This window comes from bacterium (genome assembly GCA_009926305.1).
GTDB lineage: Bacteria > Bdellovibrionota_C > UBA2361 > UBA2361 > RFPC01 > RFPC01.
This window is the reverse complement of sequence record RFPC01000056.1, coordinates 1-15659: the sequence shown is the minus strand read 5'-3', so window position 1 is coordinate 15659 and position 15659 is coordinate 1. Positions and strand designations below refer to the sequence as shown.

At 46.0% G+C, this 15659-nt stretch carries 14 protein-coding genes; 6 read left to right on the top strand and 8 right to left on the bottom strand.

What is annotated here, in order from left to right; all coding sequences use genetic code 11:
- Positions 1–1656 (bottom strand): cyclic nucleotide-binding protein (locus tag EBR25_09420; GenBank protein NBW41206.1); only part of this gene is annotated, 1656 nt, incomplete at its 3' end.
- A 113-nt stretch (positions 1657–1769) separates the two neighbouring features.
- On the bottom strand, positions 1770–3032 hold the full coding sequence (locus EBR25_09415) for a hypothetical protein (protein NBW41205.1): 1263 nt from the start codon (positions 3030–3032) through the stop codon (positions 1770–1772).
- Here EBR25_09415 and EBR25_09410 point away from each other — a divergent pair.
- The 5 genes from EBR25_09410 (at position 3024) to EBR25_09390 (ending at position 8756) form a co-directional block, all read left to right on the top strand.
- A complete protein-coding gene (locus EBR25_09410) occupies positions 3024–3215 on the top strand; it encodes a hypothetical protein (GenBank protein NBW41204.1) in 192 nt (63 codons plus the stop codon). The genes EBR25_09415 and EBR25_09410 overlap by 9 nt on opposite strands.
- Positions 3215–5293 (top strand): hypothetical protein, encoded by a 2079-nt coding sequence (locus EBR25_09405; protein NBW41203.1) that lies wholly within the window; start codon positions 3215–3217, stop codon positions 5291–5293. Before EBR25_09410 ends, EBR25_09405 begins: the two co-directional genes overlap by 1 nt.
- A 199-nt stretch (positions 5294–5492) precedes the next feature.
- On the top strand, positions 5493–6773 hold the full coding sequence (locus tag EBR25_09400) for a hypothetical protein (GenBank protein ID NBW41202.1): 1281 nt from the start codon (positions 5493–5495) through the stop codon (positions 6771–6773).
- Positions 6774–6884: 111 nt separating this feature from the next.
- Positions 6885–7652: a DUF1826 domain-containing protein gene (locus tag EBR25_09395; protein ID NBW41201.1), complete on the top strand. Its 768-nt coding sequence runs from the start codon at positions 6885–6887 to the stop codon at positions 7650–7652.
- A 303-nt stretch (positions 7653–7955) separates the two neighbouring features.
- Complete coding sequence (locus EBR25_09390) at positions 7956–8756, top strand: hypothetical protein (GenBank protein NBW41200.1); 801 nt, start codon at positions 7956–7958, stop codon at positions 8754–8756.
- Here the strand turns inward: EBR25_09390 and EBR25_09385 are convergent, their stop codons facing one another.
- The gene (locus EBR25_09385) at positions 8757–9557 is read right to left on the bottom strand and encodes a hypothetical protein (protein NBW41199.1); all 801 of its coding nucleotides are present in this window, start codon (positions 9555–9557) and stop codon (positions 8757–8759) included. It abuts the gene before it with no gap.
- Between the two features lie 295 nt (positions 9558–9852).
- Between EBR25_09385 and EBR25_09380 the strand changes: the two genes are divergently transcribed.
- Positions 9853–10485, top strand: a complete 633-nt coding sequence (locus EBR25_09380) for a uracil phosphoribosyltransferase (GenBank protein ID NBW41198.1) — start codon at positions 9853–9855, stop codon at positions 10483–10485.
- A gap of 49 nt (positions 10486–10534) precedes the next feature.
- Here EBR25_09380 and EBR25_09375 read toward each other — a convergent pair whose 3' ends face one another.
- The 5 genes from EBR25_09375 to EBR25_09355 form a co-directional block, all read right to left on the bottom strand.
- A complete protein-coding gene (locus tag EBR25_09375) occupies positions 10535–11962 on the bottom strand; it encodes an MBL fold metallo-hydrolase (GenBank protein ID NBW41197.1) in 1428 nt (475 codons plus the stop codon).
- A gap of 69 nt (positions 11963–12031) precedes the next feature.
- Positions 12032–13009 (bottom strand): alpha/beta hydrolase, encoded by a 978-nt coding sequence (locus tag EBR25_09370; GenBank protein ID NBW41196.1) that lies wholly within the window; start codon positions 13007–13009, stop codon positions 12032–12034.
- Between the two features lie 9 nt (positions 13010–13018).
- Complete coding sequence (locus tag EBR25_09365; protein ID NBW41195.1) at positions 13019–13372, bottom strand: dihydroneopterin aldolase; 354 nt, start codon at positions 13370–13372, stop codon at positions 13019–13021.
- Between the two features lie 108 nt (positions 13373–13480).
- Positions 13481–15199: a hypothetical protein gene (locus EBR25_09360; protein ID NBW41194.1), complete on the bottom strand. Its 1719-nt coding sequence runs from the start codon at positions 15197–15199 to the stop codon at positions 13481–13483.
- A 35-nt stretch (positions 15200–15234) separates the two neighbouring features.
- A complete protein-coding gene (locus EBR25_09355) occupies positions 15235–15657 on the bottom strand; it encodes a hypothetical protein (GenBank protein ID NBW41193.1) in 423 nt (140 codons plus the stop codon).
- Positions 15658–15659: the final 2 nt, after the last annotated feature.

Here is a 15659-nt window from a genome sequence, read left to right as displayed (position 1 = left end):
TGCAGTTCTTGGCATTGGCGTGTCGGACAAGAGCGACATCTCTCCGACATAGTGCCCAACGGAAAGATAGGTAAATGTCACATCTTCACCACTTGCACTCCGTCGTGAGACTTTGACAGAACCTTTTCGAATGACGTAGAGACAATCTCCAACGTCTCCTTCCTGAGCCAGGGGTTCTCCCTTCTTAAAGCTCTGCAGCACAGCACTCTTGACTACTTGGTCAAGAAAAGAGGCATCTATTTCAGGAAAGACTGCCGACTCTAATATATTTTTTATAAAACGCTCATCAAGGAGTCGTTTTACCTCTTCAACGGAGTTATTCAGCTTCAACATTTGATTGCGAGGAGTTTCAATGAGAATCGCCTCCCTTCCAGCACGTACCGTTGCGGAGCGACGCCTTCCGGACAGGAGTCCCATCTCGCCAAAAAACTCTCCCACAGGGACAGTAATCGAGCGCCCATCCTCTAACTCAATGTGAGCACTTCCCCGAACCACGCTCCAGAAACTATCCGTATAATCATTTTTTCTAAAGAGCACCTCCCCCTCTTCTGGGCAGTGCACGGTAGAATCAATGATACATTCTCGAAACTGTGGTTCGCTTAAAAGACCGAACAGCGGAACACTGTCACGCACAAATGTGAGATTCGAGTTCGCGTCTTGTGATAACCGTTGATTTAAGGGAGCAAGCGTTTCTTCAATCAAGACTTGATCCGCAGGAACTACAGGATTCCCCAAGAGATGTTCAATCACTTCATGACCCTGATTGATTGCTTGTTTGATGAGGGGGTATCCGATCAGCGCACCGACCACAAATAAACCAGATACATTCGATTCATAACGCTCAGAAACAACGGGAACCGCGTTCGGATCGCTGTTCGGGAATTCTATCCCACAAGACTCTACGAAGCGGCGAGGCAAAATAGCGCCGATCCTCACAATGACCTGTGATGCCTTAATCGCCATCTCTCCTTCAGGACCATCGACGAAGGTGACTCCTTCCTCGATTCGATTGAGGTTTGACCACACCACGTGTTCAATTTTCTTATCTTGAATAGCTCTTGTCAGCGCCGCAGCATTCGCATCTTTCGCACGCGGGAATGTGTCCTCACGATTTAAAATAGCGACCCTGTTCTTACTCGCAAGAGCAAGTGCATTTTCGATCGCTGCATCACCCACTCCCACAACAAGTATATCTTCATCCTCGAATGCGTCAGGGTCAGACAAAGTATAGGACACGTGAGGCAAGTCTTCGCCTACCACTCCTGGTTTTCTCGGGGTTCCCTGGCACCCGATTGCGAGGACTACAGAAGTAGCAGTCACCTCTCCAGCAGAAGAAGAAATTCGGAAGATCTCTCCTTCTTTGACGATAGCCCTTACTTCTGCTTTCCGTACATTTACCGCAAGATCGTTGAGCGACTTATTCCAGCTCGCCAAAATCTCTTCTCGGGTTGCCGCTTGAAATTCGATACATGCTCGCAAGGGAAGCTTCCCCGGCTCCGCCATTACATGCTTCCGTAACTGATAATCAAAAATTGTATTCGCGACCTCATTCTTCTCGAAGAGAATGTGAGATAATTTCTGGTTCGCGGCGTTAGCAGCTGCTCCTAAACCACCAGGACCGGAGCCAACAATTGCTACGTCATAGTGTTCCGACATGAACCCTCAAAATCCAGAAAGAAAATTAGTATTTTGAAGATGATAGGAGGAGTTGTCTTATGAGGCAACGAGAGAAAAGATCCAATTCAGCAAAGAGGAAACTCCTAGAGCAATCAGGACTCGCCTCTCTCTGGGCTGATCCGAGTTTTGATTGCTTCTATGATTTCAATGGCCTGTTCATCGTACAGATAAGTATCAGGCACCATGGGGTCATGCCTCGATGTATAAATCGCTCTCAGCCGTGAAAATACTTCAGACTCCGAGTCACCATGACTCAGTGCACTGACTCGATCTACGCGCACGGCATGATCTCCTAGCTCAACTTCCCAAATCAAACCTAAGGCCTCTTCGCCTCGGCTCGGACGGTCTATGACTTTGACTCGGAGGTCCGAAGAATCACAGTCACGGACCTCCTCCACGATTTTCAACGTCTCTGCTGTGCGGTGTACCTGACATGTCAGGCGAATTGACTCAAATCCATCTCTGGATAGATCGCTAAGCAAACGCTGTTCTAGCGCATGGGTGAACTGCGGTTTCAGCTCCATCAAATGATGCCCTCCTTCCCTTGCATCCGCCTCGAGCGTTACAAAGGAGCGCAACTCTTGGCCCTCAAGACTATTTGACTGGTGGATACCTATCTTGCTGTTCCCGAGCAGAAACGAGACATCGGCGCTGCCAAACCCCTCCCTTGACGATTGCCAATAAAGATCCAGATTTGGAATCTCCTCCAAATTGAGCTCCGACAAATGATCCACAAATAACTGAGCTGTTCTCTCCGAAATCCAATTTGAGATGTTTTCTTGATGTTGATCTACTCTCTCTGCAACGTATTCTGCCACTTCTCCGTAGAGAATCGGCAACTCACTCCCGTTGTTCGCATTAGAAGAAGGAGTGTTTGCATCAGAAGAAAGCATCGTGATTGATATTTCAACTTCCTTGTCTGTCTTATTAAGGGTCGTATTTTTTTCAAATCGAAGTATTCCCGAGAAAAGTTTACTGGCATCAACTTCAATAACAGCTCCTTGAAAGACAACATCAGATCTCTCATATCCTTGAGGAAATAGATCTATTTTTAAAATTTTTCCATTTCCACCGATAACTGCATCTCCAAAAAGCTCTTGCACTGGCGCTCTCCGTGCCATGGCAGCATCCAGGAATGCTTCCACAGAATCTATCGCCTGAGCATACATAGCTTGCTCTACATGGTCAGGGGCCTCTTCTTTGAAGTATTGAGAGCTTGATTCTTGTTCCAAATCACTAGCTCCATCCTGCTCATTCCGATATCCAGACGGTAGACTGAGTGAATCCTCATCGCCTCGTGAAAGATTTTCCTCGTTTGGCTCTTGATTAGGTGAGTCGTCTTCAATATGTTGCATAACGGCATTTGGGGGCGGAAAATAATGGTGTTTTATCATAGTAAACTAGAAAAGCTTACTTCGGGCAAGCCGTGGGAATCTACACTCTCTTCTCCTGAAACAATCTGTCTCAATTTTTCGGTTCAGTATCCTAATTACCTGAAAAGAGCCGAGGTTCTCTGCACTCAGGAGTTCCTACTGTAATGGAGACCCCTCTCTCGAATCAATTCGACGATCACCAATCCTCTCCAGACGATGATGCTCTCAAACCGCTCGAGATTGCTCCTTTGATGGAATCGAGCCGCAAAAGTGAACAACCACTCCTAGCTTCACACCTTGAGAACGAGTTTCTCAGCGCTATTATCGAGCGGTCCTCCCAAACGAAATCCTTTGATACTGAACGCTTCCATCATATCACTGGCCTGATTCCTAGCAGACTCTGTCAGAAAATATTCGCTAACGACTGCTCTCCAGATCATACGCACCCGGAAATCATGGGAGCCTCTAAAACTATCATCAACAACCTGAATCAAGATCCTTTCAAGACGCTCTCTGTACTAACGAGCACAGCCTCATACATTCGGATTCCTAAAATTCAAAAAGACCTTGTCACCATTATCGTTGACGGACGAAACAAGCTTTTACAACTTGCAAAAGAAGTGCGAGCTACGCCGATCCAAGCTCAACAATTTGCGGCTATTGCAAGACTGCAGGCTGAACACGACGATGTCCCAAGTGCCATCTCCTCTTGTGAAAAAGCAGTGCAATACTATCAGGCAAGTCAACAACAAGAAAAAAGCGAGCAGATCAAAACGACTCGTTATAAAATCTTCGAGCTCGCTCAGCATACGAATCTTGCAGATTATTTTTACCAATTAGCTGAGGATGACGTAGCCCTCCGCTGTCTGGAAGATTGTCAACGACTCGCATCGGACCTCTCAAAAACTCCGATGCCACTGGACCAAGAGCTTCATTTCGGCAAAACGTGGATTCGATATGTCCAATTGAACGGATTGATTGTAGGCTCACCAAACTGGGCTTCAGAACTCTCGGCAGCATATAATTCTGTTATCACTCGTGGAGAACAAGACCTCACACTCTTCCCAAAAGGCTCAGCTCAGCGAGCAGAACACCTATCTGAACTCGGCAAATCTTACAAGTCATATATTACGCACCTCCTCAAGACCGATGATTTGAACTCAGCCCTAAAAGCAAGTGAGCGTGCGGAATTAATTCTTGAGGAGTCTGGCGATCTTATTGGACTTGCAACTATTCATGGAAGACTCGGTCATGGCTATCGCAAGATAGGATACCATAAAGAAGCATTCGATTTTCATGAACGTGCAGCGCAGTTTTGTCAGGACGCTTTGCCCAACCTCAGTGGACTATTAAAATTGCGTTTTTCGATACATGCAGCGATTCAACAAGCTCATGCCGCTCAAAGCGCCGCCGTTATGAGGAAAAGGCAAAGGAGTTGGGACAGAAAGACCGATACAGCATCTCAAAAAGCGATAGAGAAAATCTCAGCTGCAATTCCCATGTGCATCGATGATTATCAGAAAAATCTTCTGGGCGTATCATTGGGAATTAGATACGAAGATCTGGCCGTGCTCGCTTCCGATAGGCAGGACTGGAGCCTTCAAAGGAACATGAGCAAATTAGCAGTCCAATTTCTGAGTGGAACTGAAGACTGCACTTCTATTCCTAGAGAGATGAGAGCAACAGCAGCTTTCCATCTTGCTTGGAGTATTCACTTGTACGAAACATCTCAGTTTAAAGGCAATACCGATAGAATCAGTGTAGAAACTCACTTGAGAATGGCTTCGCTCTTCGAGAAAGTCGGAACTATCGGAACTAACGTGAGTCGAATCAGAAGTGCCTCCAGACTTGCTCAAAAAAGCTTAAACCTCGGAGCAAGAAAACTTTATGAGTCTGGGGAGCCTGAAAAGGCTATCAATGTGCTATCGCATGCCATCTCCCTAGCCTTAAAGGACAAAGAATATGCCGGCGCCGGTTTTTCTCTCACGTATCTTGCCGACTACTATGATTCCTGTGATCAGCCCGAACTGTCTCAACGCTATCGAAGAAGTGCAGCCAAGATTTTAGAAATGGCTGCCATGGCAAAGACTCATCACCCAGCAGAAAGAAAACTACTACGAACTGCGTTAGGACAGATTGCAACAGCCTCACGAACCCTTGAGAACAAACTCGATTCATGGAGAGAAGCTGGTATCTGCTGGGAAGAGGGGAATAGAATATTTCGCCGACTAGAGGATCTCTAACGACTAGGTAGCAATCATCAATGATGCTCATACCCAATACGAAGTGGGACAAGAGAATTATTTGTGGAGAGGCATAGATTACATCTTGCGTTGCTGGTCGGCTTTTTCAGACAATACTCCTGAGGTTCACCAACATTATTCGCATGATTATTGATCGGTACATGCGGTCGAAACTCAGATTGCGCAAGGCTCAGTCTTTATGCTTCAACTACCATATCTGATTGCATTATTATCTCTTCTCTTGACTCTTGCTCCCTCTCGGATCAACGCAGAAGAGACCAAATACCTCGGCGTAGCCACCTGTGCGTCCTCGAGTTGTCATGGGGCTACCTCCCCTCGAAAAACAACCAACGTACTGCAGAATGAATTTTCGACTTGGCACAGACACGGGCAACATAGCAAAGCATGGAAAGTTCTCCTGGAAGATGACGCCCAAAAAATTGCCAAACACTTGGATATACAACACCCTGAGAGAGAGCCTCTCTGCTTAGAGTGTCACACCACGTATGTTCCCCAAGGCATGCACGGTGAAAAGTTCACTTATGAAGATGGAGTAGGATGTGAGTCCTGTCATGGAGCCGCAAGTAAGTGGATTCGCTCTCATGTAGAGGCGGGAACAACTCACGCAGAGAATGTAAATCAGGGACTCAAGGACCTGACCGACCTCAAGGCTCGCTCACAACTCTGCCTCTCTTGCCATTACGGAACAGAAGATAAGATTGTGAATCATCGCCTCATAGGAGCAGGACATCCCCGCCTTACTTTCGAGCTGGACACCTTCAGTATGATTCAACCGCAACACTGGGAATTGGATGAAGACTACAAGGAAAGGAAGGGTGACTATGTCGCGGCAAAGGCTTGGCTCATCGGACAGACAATTCTTAGCTCTGAACAACTAAAGGCATTAATCTCCCCCATTCGCTCAAAAAATGGTATCTGGCCAGAGCTTTCACTCTTTACCTGTGAATCATGCCACCATAGCCTAAAAGAAGATCGATGGAAGTTTAGAGATTTTGGTCAGCGGGCTGGTGAACTCAGACTTAACGTCTCCTCACTTACCCTTATTTCGACCGTGCTTCGAGTAATCGATCAGGATGCCGCCACTCATGTAGATGCTCTCCTTGAAACGCTCCACGAGGAGTACAAGGCTGGTTCTGGTGAAAATACCCTCAAACAACTCCAAACGTTAATGATTGAGAGAGTTCTTAAAAAGGTAAATGCTATTGAATACAACGATGAATTGTTAGAGAAACTCTTTCGGGAGGTTACACACTTTTCTACCCGGCCCCATTTTCAATACGAAGAGGCGGAACAGATTTTAATGGGACTTTCAAGTTTAGTGGCCTCATCAAAACGTTTAGAACGACAGTACGGGGAATCCCTGGAAGATCTTTACACGGCACTGCAAGATGATGAAGCCCACAATGCTGAAGCATTTACGAAAGCTGCCTCAAAGCTCTACAGGGAGCTTTCCGATTAAACATCTGACCGCATATAGACAGGTTGTATCAGAATTCCTAGTGAGGAAAATATTACTTCCTGACGAAAAAACACGAGCAGGACCTTCAATGTATGTTACCCTATTCCTCATATGACCTCACCAGCACATGAACCAGAGAAGAGTGGCCGTCAGTCACGTATTCCGTCTCTCGCGGAATATGATTTTCAACCCCTATCGCGCCACGACAAAGCTCGCGTGGATAGCGATGCCCGTGATCAAAATGGCAGTAGTCTCTCTTCTCAAGAAAGCACCTCTGAAATCACCTTGCGACCACATCCAAGCATATCCCCTCTTATAAACACATTCTCTCCTTCCCCTCACATCGAACGCATTAGTAATGCTCTTCGTAAAGAGATTGGGATTTCTTGTCCAAACATTCTCGTGAAAGGCGACCATCGCACCAATCATGAGAGAAAGATTTATTCGGCACTCACAAAAAAAATGAAACGCATGAATAAAGATGAACGTCTTCAGGTCGCTAATTATTTAAGCTCTCTGGTTGATCTTCAAAGAGAATACTCTGGTAGTACTCAGTTCAGCCTAAGCCTCAGGACCACCATCCCAAGTAGTCGGAATGAAGCATTTCCAGGTGAGGGATTTCATTTAGATGTTCGAGGCAAGAGGCTACTCTCTACCTTAGTAGGTCCTGGTATGGAATGGGTACTTCCCGAGGAAGTATACTCAGATAAACTCAACTTGATTATGAATGGGAAAAGCTGCTCTCAACTTCTCCGGCAAGGAGCCGAACTAAAACAAGTTCGAGAGACTGATGTGGTCTTGTTTGAAGGCAATCGCGTTCCGCACAGGCCACCGAAAACAGACCAGCTCAGACTCCTCTGTGTCATAGACAGCCCTTAGCAGATAGAAAATTAGTAACAACAGCGCATTAAGGGGTATAGGACCCGCAAAGCTCCTCGCGCAGGACTGAAGAATAGCAAAACATTTCCTTAAGGATACGATCTCCCATAAAATTCCTGTGCTGTACAAAAGTGAAAAATAGTTTCAAAACCAAAGAGGGTGATGGTTCCAGATTCCTATAATCATATCGAGCATAACCCTTACTTACTCAATATCGATTGCCATTTCCCTTCGGGTCTTATTAGGTATAGAGAAGAACGAAAGATTAAATTTTACTAAAGAGCTACCAGGAAAAACCAGCAAATGTTTGAAGATCCCCTGCACCATTTTTATAATAACGAGTGGGACCAAAAACCAGCCTCCAATGTAAATGATGCATATAAGAACTTTTTGGTCAGTAGACGCGAGGGTATCAAAAGTTTTTCTGGAGAAGCATCGTTTATCGGCAAGGAGGGCATTGCAAAGAGCGTCATAACCTCGCTTGCAGACCACCTCGCACACCTCTTCCCAGAGGAAATTCTCTTGTCTCATCAGGTGCGCGTCATAAACCCGCACAGACAAAGTGTCATTACCACCAAAAATGGAAAAGACGTTGTGAGAAGCTCATATACTGCAATGCTCGAGATTTACAAGCCAGGAAAAGAGCAGGCTTATGTTTTGATGCCCAGCGATAAGACCTTTTTCACTTTCAGAAATTCAGTTGCACACTTCCTTCACTTTCTTGATGCTGATGCTCAAGTCTCTTCTGGAAAGGATTCTTTTTTCCACTGGTCTATACTACCAGTACTTTCTCCAATAGCATTTCAAGAAGCAAAGACAAACTTTCAAGGACTAAAAAACTCGGGCGACCACTATCTTGGTCACTACTTAAGAGAGAGAATGCGAGACCTGCTCAACTATGAGAGTGTCGAAGATAAAAGAATTGACGACAGATGCCAGATCACAAAAAAAATAGATGGCTCTCTGGCAATGCGCTTTGATAACAAAGATATCAAGAACTTCTCACTTGTTCTCAATCCCAGACTGTTATCTCTCAGCGCAAAGATTCCTTCCTCTCTTATCGCTGATATAGAACGCGGACGAGATTCAAACAACGAGCTCTAACTAACGAGCGCGAAATTTCTCTGATAGCACCCTTGAACGAAAATATAAGGCGCTCCGCCGTCTTTCAGGAGGACTCCAGTGAACGAGAGGCTCTCCATCCAATGTATGCTCACACTTGATATAGAAAAAGTTCCCTCCCTTTCCCCTGTAAATGGGCAGTCCCGACAACTCAGTTTCAGGATCCTCCGCCTGAAAGAGCGCCTTTCTATCGAATAATGTACTCTCATGATCAGGAACATGTAGTGCATCATCATTGGTATTTGGATACCACATTGCTCTCTCAATTGAATCATAGTCCGTGTGTGCCGGATGGCCCGTTTGCTGACTCGAGGTGATACTCATGAGCAGTCCCAGATGAACCCTGTGTATCTGCCCTGGATACCTGTCTTGAAGCGGAGCGATGAGTTCCGTCAGAGCTTCTTTAAGCGCAGTTTCTTCTTCTCTGCTGATTGAAACTTCTCTAAAGAACGAACCGTTGAGGGTTGGATTTGCAAGTTTTGGATAGAAAGTACAGGAAAAAAAGTCTCTGGGCTCTCCATGCTCAAATCCACCATTGTTTCTGCCAACGCGTTCACGTAAAGGTCTGTCTAACTTATTGATCAATGAGACAAGATGGCTTGAGGAAACAAAGGGGCGCTCAACGAGGTTTACTTCCCTCATATTCAAGCTCTGAACGGTTTCTTCTTGAGAGTAAGCTCTCCTTACATGTGAAAAAAGTGGCTGCTCAACAGGCGGCAAACTTGAGCAAGAGATAGCAAGATTCTCTATAGGACAGCCCGTGTCTTTAGAACGAGATAGCATAAGCGGTTTCCTTACTGCCCCCTTATCAAATAGTAAACAGTATCGAACACCTACTCAAAATTTTTGCTTCTTTCATCTCGTGAATACCTGTACCTCTCCATATTCAGAACATAATAGACAACTTAGAGAGGATTCAAGGTAAATTGTGGCTTACCCTAAAAAGAACAATTTGCTGATGCGCCCGATATCTGTTGTATAATTCAGGCGCCTCGTGAATTCAGGCGCCTCGTGAATTCAGGCACCTCGCAGTGCAGCAGGCTGAAATACCTTAAGAAAAGGATTGTGAAGGACTCCTATGACACCCCAACTGCAGATTATTGATCATCCCCTTATTCAACATAAGTTATCATTAATGAGAGATAAAGATACGAGCTCTGGCGACTTTCGAAAACTGTTGCGAGAGATCAGTTATCTTATGGCATTTGAGGTTACAAGAGACTTCCCGATTTCCCATCAAAGAATTCAAACGCCGCTCACAGAGATGAAGGCTCCTTTTATCGAAGGGAAAAAGTTAGCCCTGATCGCAATTTTACGAGCTGGGCTTGGCTTCTTGGATGGGATGCTAGAACTCATTCCCTCTGCCCGGGTGGGTCATATTGGGCTGTTTCGAGATCCAGAATCACTAGAAGCCGTGGAGTATTACTTTAAGGTACCGAATGCCTTAGAAGAGCGAGATTGCATCGTCGTTGATCCGATGTTAGCAACCGGGCACTCGGCATGTGCCGCACTTGATCGGATTAAGCCTCTGCGGCCGCGCTCTCTCAAGTTTATGAGTTTGGTCTCAGCTCCAGAGGGTGTGAAAGAACTCCATCAGCATCATCCAGATGTTCCCATATATACAGCAGCACTTGATGACGCATTAAATGATCACAAATATATTCTCCCGGGTTTAGGAGACGCAGGAGACCGTCTATTTGGAACGAAATAACCGTGGCAGGGCGTAATTGTACGCACAGTTATAAGACAATTTCTGAAAGCTAGCCTTCTGACCCCTTAAGCGCTTCATACCCACCAATAATATTGATGGGATGCAGCCCCTCTTTTTCTAAAAGCGCGCAAGAATATGCTGATCGCACTCCTGAACGACAGTGAATGTAGATATCTTGCTCCGATGGAAGATTCTGGAGGAACTTCGGCAAGAGAAGGTGTGGATAGTTCACTGCTCCCGCAAGTGCCCCCTGCTCATGCTCAACATGGCTCCGCACATCAAGAACAAAGATGCTATCTTTCTGGTACTGTCTCAGGAAATCTGTTGGCTGAATCTCTTGAGTAGAGGCAAGAATCTCTGCTGAGCAGTTCGCAATATCATCGAAGAGAATATAGCCAGAGACCCGGTCAAGCCCAATTCGTCTTAACGCACTGACGGCTGCATGAAATTCTGTTATTGCCTCGACTACCAAGACTATTTCTTCCTCAGGAGAGACATACGAACCTGCAAGTGACAGAAAGGACGCTCCGAGAGGAACAAAGAGCGCCCCAGTAATATGGCTTGCTTTGAAAGCATTCCATGCGCGGGTATCAAGTACAGAAAAATTCTGTATCTCCTCTGCCGTCAGTTTACTAACAGAAAGCGGTTCTTCGGGAAGAGGTTTTTCAGGTAAGAGAGGAACTCCGTCTCTATTTTGCACCTTCATGCGAGCGAAGTAGAGTGGTGGTTCAGGTTGCCCCTCAAGCACATACGCCAAAAAACGATCTTGTTCTGAAGTAAGTTTGAGTCCTGGATTAAAGCGTCTCTCGTACCCGACGGTACTCTGCGGCACTGCGCCAAGTGCCTTTCCACAAGCACTTCCCGCACCATGCGCAGGCCATACCTGTAGGTAATCTGGAAGATCAAGAAAGTTCACTGAGGACTCAAGGAGGCTTCGCGCTGAAGGCTCCTTCTGTGCGGCGATTCCAGCAGCAACCTCAAGTAAATCGGGTCGACCAAGGTCTCCAACGAAGACGAAGTCTCCGGAGAGAATGCCCATTGGCTCAGAAGCTCCGCCTCCCTCATCAGTTACAAGGAAACTAATATGCTCTGGTGTGTGTCCAGGGGTATGGCGGACATCGAATCGAATATTTCCGATATGAAAGCAATCGCCATCTCTTAAGAGCGTATGACGATAGGGAGCAGTATGGCTCTGCCTCGAATGAAGCCACCCATATTTCCAGTCCTGATCACCCTCATCAGAGAGATAAAGCATAACATCATCATGCTCTGCAAATTCTCTCGCTCCTGAAAGAAAGTCTGCGTGAATATGTGTTTCGGCTACTGCAACAATTTGTAACCCCTCTGCTGCTGCGACTTCTCGATACCTGTCAACATCACGCTCAGGATCAATAACAATTGCCTCCCCACTCTTTTGACAACCAACCAAATATGCAGCCTGTGCTAACGAGGTGTCATAGATCTGTCGAAAAAACATATTCTTTTCCTTTTCACTCCTGTTGTGAACGCACTATGCTTAAGAGCTTACTGAAGAATGTCCATGTGCTCAATCAGCTTTGCCATGGGGAACCTTTTGGTTCGATATGTCGCGGACGGCCTCGATAATCGAGTCTGAAGCAGTATAGATAAAATTATGCCCAACGTTCTCCACATACCGGATTTCACCTCGTGGCAGAGCCTCAGAGAGTGGCCCACCATGTATCTGAGGTGGTACCACCGTATCATTGGGACTCGAGAGTATAATGGTTGGAGATTCAATACGAGGATAGTGAATCGACTGCTTCTTTAGAGCCTCGCGTAACTCCATAGTATCTCGTGCAGCCATCTGAAATGCTGCTGGCTGAAGAGCAAGTGGAAAAACATGCTTTATAAATGGCTGAGGCAATGGGGATGGCGAAAAGACAGCCTCTGCCACTGATTTCCCAAACACTTTCCCAAGCGGAACGAATACCGTCCTCAAATAGAACTCTGAAAGGACATACGATGAGACAAACCAGTCACTCGGAGAGGTAGCAAACCTTCCTGGCCAGGGATATGCAGCTGGAGCAAGCAACACCATACCCCGCACTTTCTCGGGATAACGAAGCGCATAGCTTAAAGCAATCGCTCCACCCCAGGAATGGGCTAAAAGAATCGCAGGTTCTGTTAACTCCTCTGTGTTGAGGAGCTCGTTTAAGTGCTCTGAAAAGTCATCAGGAGACCACGACCAGTATCCATCTCTCTCTAGGGAGTGTCCCGATCCGGGCCGATCATAGGCAAAGAGTGCAAACTGCTCTTCCAGCTTTTGTTTCAAGGGCGAGTAAATAATGTCATTTGCAGAACCCAACTTGCCGTGGATGTACACAAGTGCTTGTTTCTCTGCCGCCTGATTGTGATAACGAAATGTCAGAGCACGTTCAGTCTCTACTTGCGCAAAGCTCTTGCCCTTAGGGGGAGTTAGCGATAGTTGATACATACCGCTATAAAAAACGCTCGTTGCGAGTAATAATACAAGAATGGTTTGTAGTGAGAAATGCACCCGCACAGGTCCTTCTTACTCTGAACGCACGAACTCCGCGGAAAACGAGACCGCCTTGGTCAGAGGAGACACATGCTTTCTTACTGAGATGGCAACCGCTTCAAGCTTTTCATGAGCTTCAAGTAATCCTTTGCCAATCGTAGCAGAGAGATGCTCTAACAGGTGAAAATCTTTCCCAGCGGTAATCCCTTGTATACGTTCTATGACAGCCATATAGTCAATGGTATCGGAAAGGCTATCACTCTCCATACTTTTTCCATCCGTCAAAGATAGAACAAGATCAAAAATTAAAATCTGAGGAAATGCTCGCTCTTCTTCCGTACACCCGATACGAATAGGAACTTGTAGCTCTTCTATCATTATTTCCATAAATTGATTTCCTTCACATCGAAAATATTGGCAGTAATAATCGGCTCTGCTCAATGCCGGAGAGTAAAGTCTAGTGTGTCTTGTACTTTATCTCAAGCAATGTGACGTTCAAAAGCTCATATAGCTGCCTGTCAGTATGTTGTATATCTGTGGGCGCTCAAATCCTTGCTCCTGTAAGCGATCAAATAGATACGATATCCCGGGGGAAAAGTGGTTGAGTTCATCTCTTCGATAAGAGCTAATAGCAAGTAATGGCTTCTTTCCACAGGCCTTTGCTGCCGCAAGAAAACGAAAGGGCTGCGTTTCTTCTATATTCTCTCGATCTTTTCGATGAATAGCTTGCAGACTCTGCTTAACCTCAATAACACAAGGCTTTCCATCTGGAGCAATTCCAGTCATGTCAAACTCAAAGTATGGGCGTTCATGAACTTGGCTTATAGCCTCTATCTTAAAACCCTTGTTTTGAAGCTCTAGCACACTACGTGCTTCTACTACAAAACCTACCAAACTCTGCGTTGCATCGCCGCGCCGCTCTCTTTCCCATACTGTATGCGCCGCACGTACGTGTTGATCTACGCCTTGAATGCCATCCTCACATATCGTGCTTAAGTCACCCAACCATTGCAACATCCTGCGCGGTTCTAAATTTCTGGTCGGGCTGTTGATCAAATCTCTCAATTGAGAGATATCAGCCCTTGCTGAGCACACCGTGCGCGCATCCTCACAAGCACTACTGAGTTTACGTCGCACATCTGGTTCCTCCGAAATCACATCACCGACTGCCAACAGAAATTCTTCCATTTTACGTCTCTGTTCGGGACGCGCCTCTTTCATCTGAGCCTGCATGATGTCGTTCACTGTTCTCTGAATATGTGGTTTGACCGAGCGAGAATCCTGCAGGCGCCTTTGTAGCACGTTAGTCATTTCTTTCAGATTCAGCACTCCATTACACTCTTGATAAACTCCCTTTTTCACTTCTTCTACTACTCCCGCCACAACATTTTGTTGCGTATTCTTGATATTTAAAATTCGTGCCTCTTGAATCTTCAGACCCTTTCGAGCAAGAAAGGCGAGGTTTCCAAGATGGCTGACTATATCCCATCCATCTTGAGCCCGCTGTTTTACTTCTCTTTCAAAGTGTTGCTGATTATCCCAATACCTCGCGAGCTCTCTTACATGCTTATCAAGAGACTCGATATCACGATTTGGAAGCGGGATGGTGGAACGTTTATAATTTTCTAGAAATCGTATGGTTGCAGGATGCATATCTGCCAAGATATCTGATACCGCTTTCAATCGCTCTCCAGACTCAGAGCTCAATGTCCCCTCAAGTTCCAGATACTCAAGAGTAGGATAGCCAGAAAGTCCAGAATACGGCCTTTGCTCAAAAGAGTGTATCAGGCGACAAAGCTCTGATTCTTTTTTAAAAGTAAGGCTGGAGGGATTATCTTGTAACACCTTACACTGCGTAACTAACTCGATACACCGAGCGAGTATCTCCTTATGTTCATCAGTGAGATCCGCTACTAGCGCTCTTTCACCTTGAGTGAGGGACTGCTGGCCTCTCATTTTGATACCAAGGTCGGCCAAATCACGATACGAAGCCGTTTCCCCCTTAAAGAATCCACCGAGTGCTTGCTCAAGCGCGGTAGGTTCTACCTTCAGTAACGCAGACTCCTCTGGCGCTTTTCTAAAATCTACTATTTCCTCTTCTTGTGGAGGCTCTGACCGTTCTGAGAACGGCTGAAGACGAAAAATTGAGTCACCAGGATAGTTCTCATCCCTTTGAAACTGATAGTACACCTCACGCGCTAATTTTCGATACACCCACCGATAGTCACTTCCTAATCGACTATCAACTTCTAATTCAGGATTCTTATTGGTAAGACTTTCAAACGTTCGGAGTCGAGCAAACACTTCATCACGATAACATTCAGCCATCGCTTCCTGGTTGCCTGCATATAAACCTCCAAAGCGAGCCTCACGCTGAAGATATATCGGATCAGAATCAGGATGCGGTTGGCCGTACCCGCAGCATAACCACTCTGATACAAGTGGTTATGCAGGCTGATAATGTCCACCTTGCGGATCCTGCTCATCCTGTGATTGCCAAGCTCGGGGAGAACGTGGTTCTTGAGCAAGCTTGCATCGCAAACCCAACTGCGCTTTCGCGCTTTCGCATGTGGCATGTATTGTTCGAGCACAAAATCAGCAAAGCTCGGCACATCCTTGGGCCGGTCCCGCTCGAGTTTTGGGTCACCGCCATCGTCGACAATATATTTCATCT

Bases quoted from the DNA above. Each gene is read 5' to 3' on its own strand.
- EBR25_09385 (NBW41199.1), bottom strand. From the start codon at position 9,557: ATGCTATCTCGTTCTAAAGACACGGGCTGTCCTATAGAGAATCTTGCT.
- EBR25_09365 (NBW41195.1), bottom strand. From the start codon at position 13,372: ATGGAAATAATGATAGAAGAGCTACAAGTTCCTATTCGTATCGGGTGT.
- EBR25_09375 (NBW41197.1), bottom strand. From the start codon at position 11,962: ATGTTTTTTCGACAGATCTATGACACCTCGTTAGCACAGGCTGCATAT.
- EBR25_09395 (NBW41201.1), top strand. From the start codon at position 6,885: ATGACCTCACCAGCACATGAACCAGAGAAGAGTGGCCGTCAGTCACGT.
- EBR25_09400 (NBW41202.1), top strand. From the start codon at position 5,493: ATGCTTCAACTACCATATCTGATTGCATTATTATCTCTTCTCTTGACT.
- EBR25_09380 (NBW41198.1), top strand. From the start codon at position 9,853: ATGACACCCCAACTGCAGATTATTGATCATCCCCTTATTCAACATAAG.
- EBR25_09390 (NBW41200.1), top strand. From the start codon at position 7,956: ATGTTTGAAGATCCCCTGCACCATTTTTATAATAACGAGTGGGACCAA.
- EBR25_09415 (NBW41205.1), bottom strand. From the start codon at position 3,032: ATGCAACATATTGAAGACGACTCACCTAATCAAGAGCCAAACGAGGAA.
- EBR25_09355 (NBW41193.1), bottom strand. From the start codon at position 15,657: ATGAAATATATTGTCGACGATGGCGGTGACCCAAAACTCGAGCGGGAC.
- EBR25_09405 (NBW41203.1), top strand. From the start codon at position 3,215: ATGGAGACCCCTCTCTCGAATCAATTCGACGATCACCAATCCTCTCCA.
- EBR25_09410 (NBW41204.1), top strand. From the start codon at position 3,024: ATGTTGCATAACGGCATTTGGGGGCGGAAAATAATGGTGTTTTATCAT.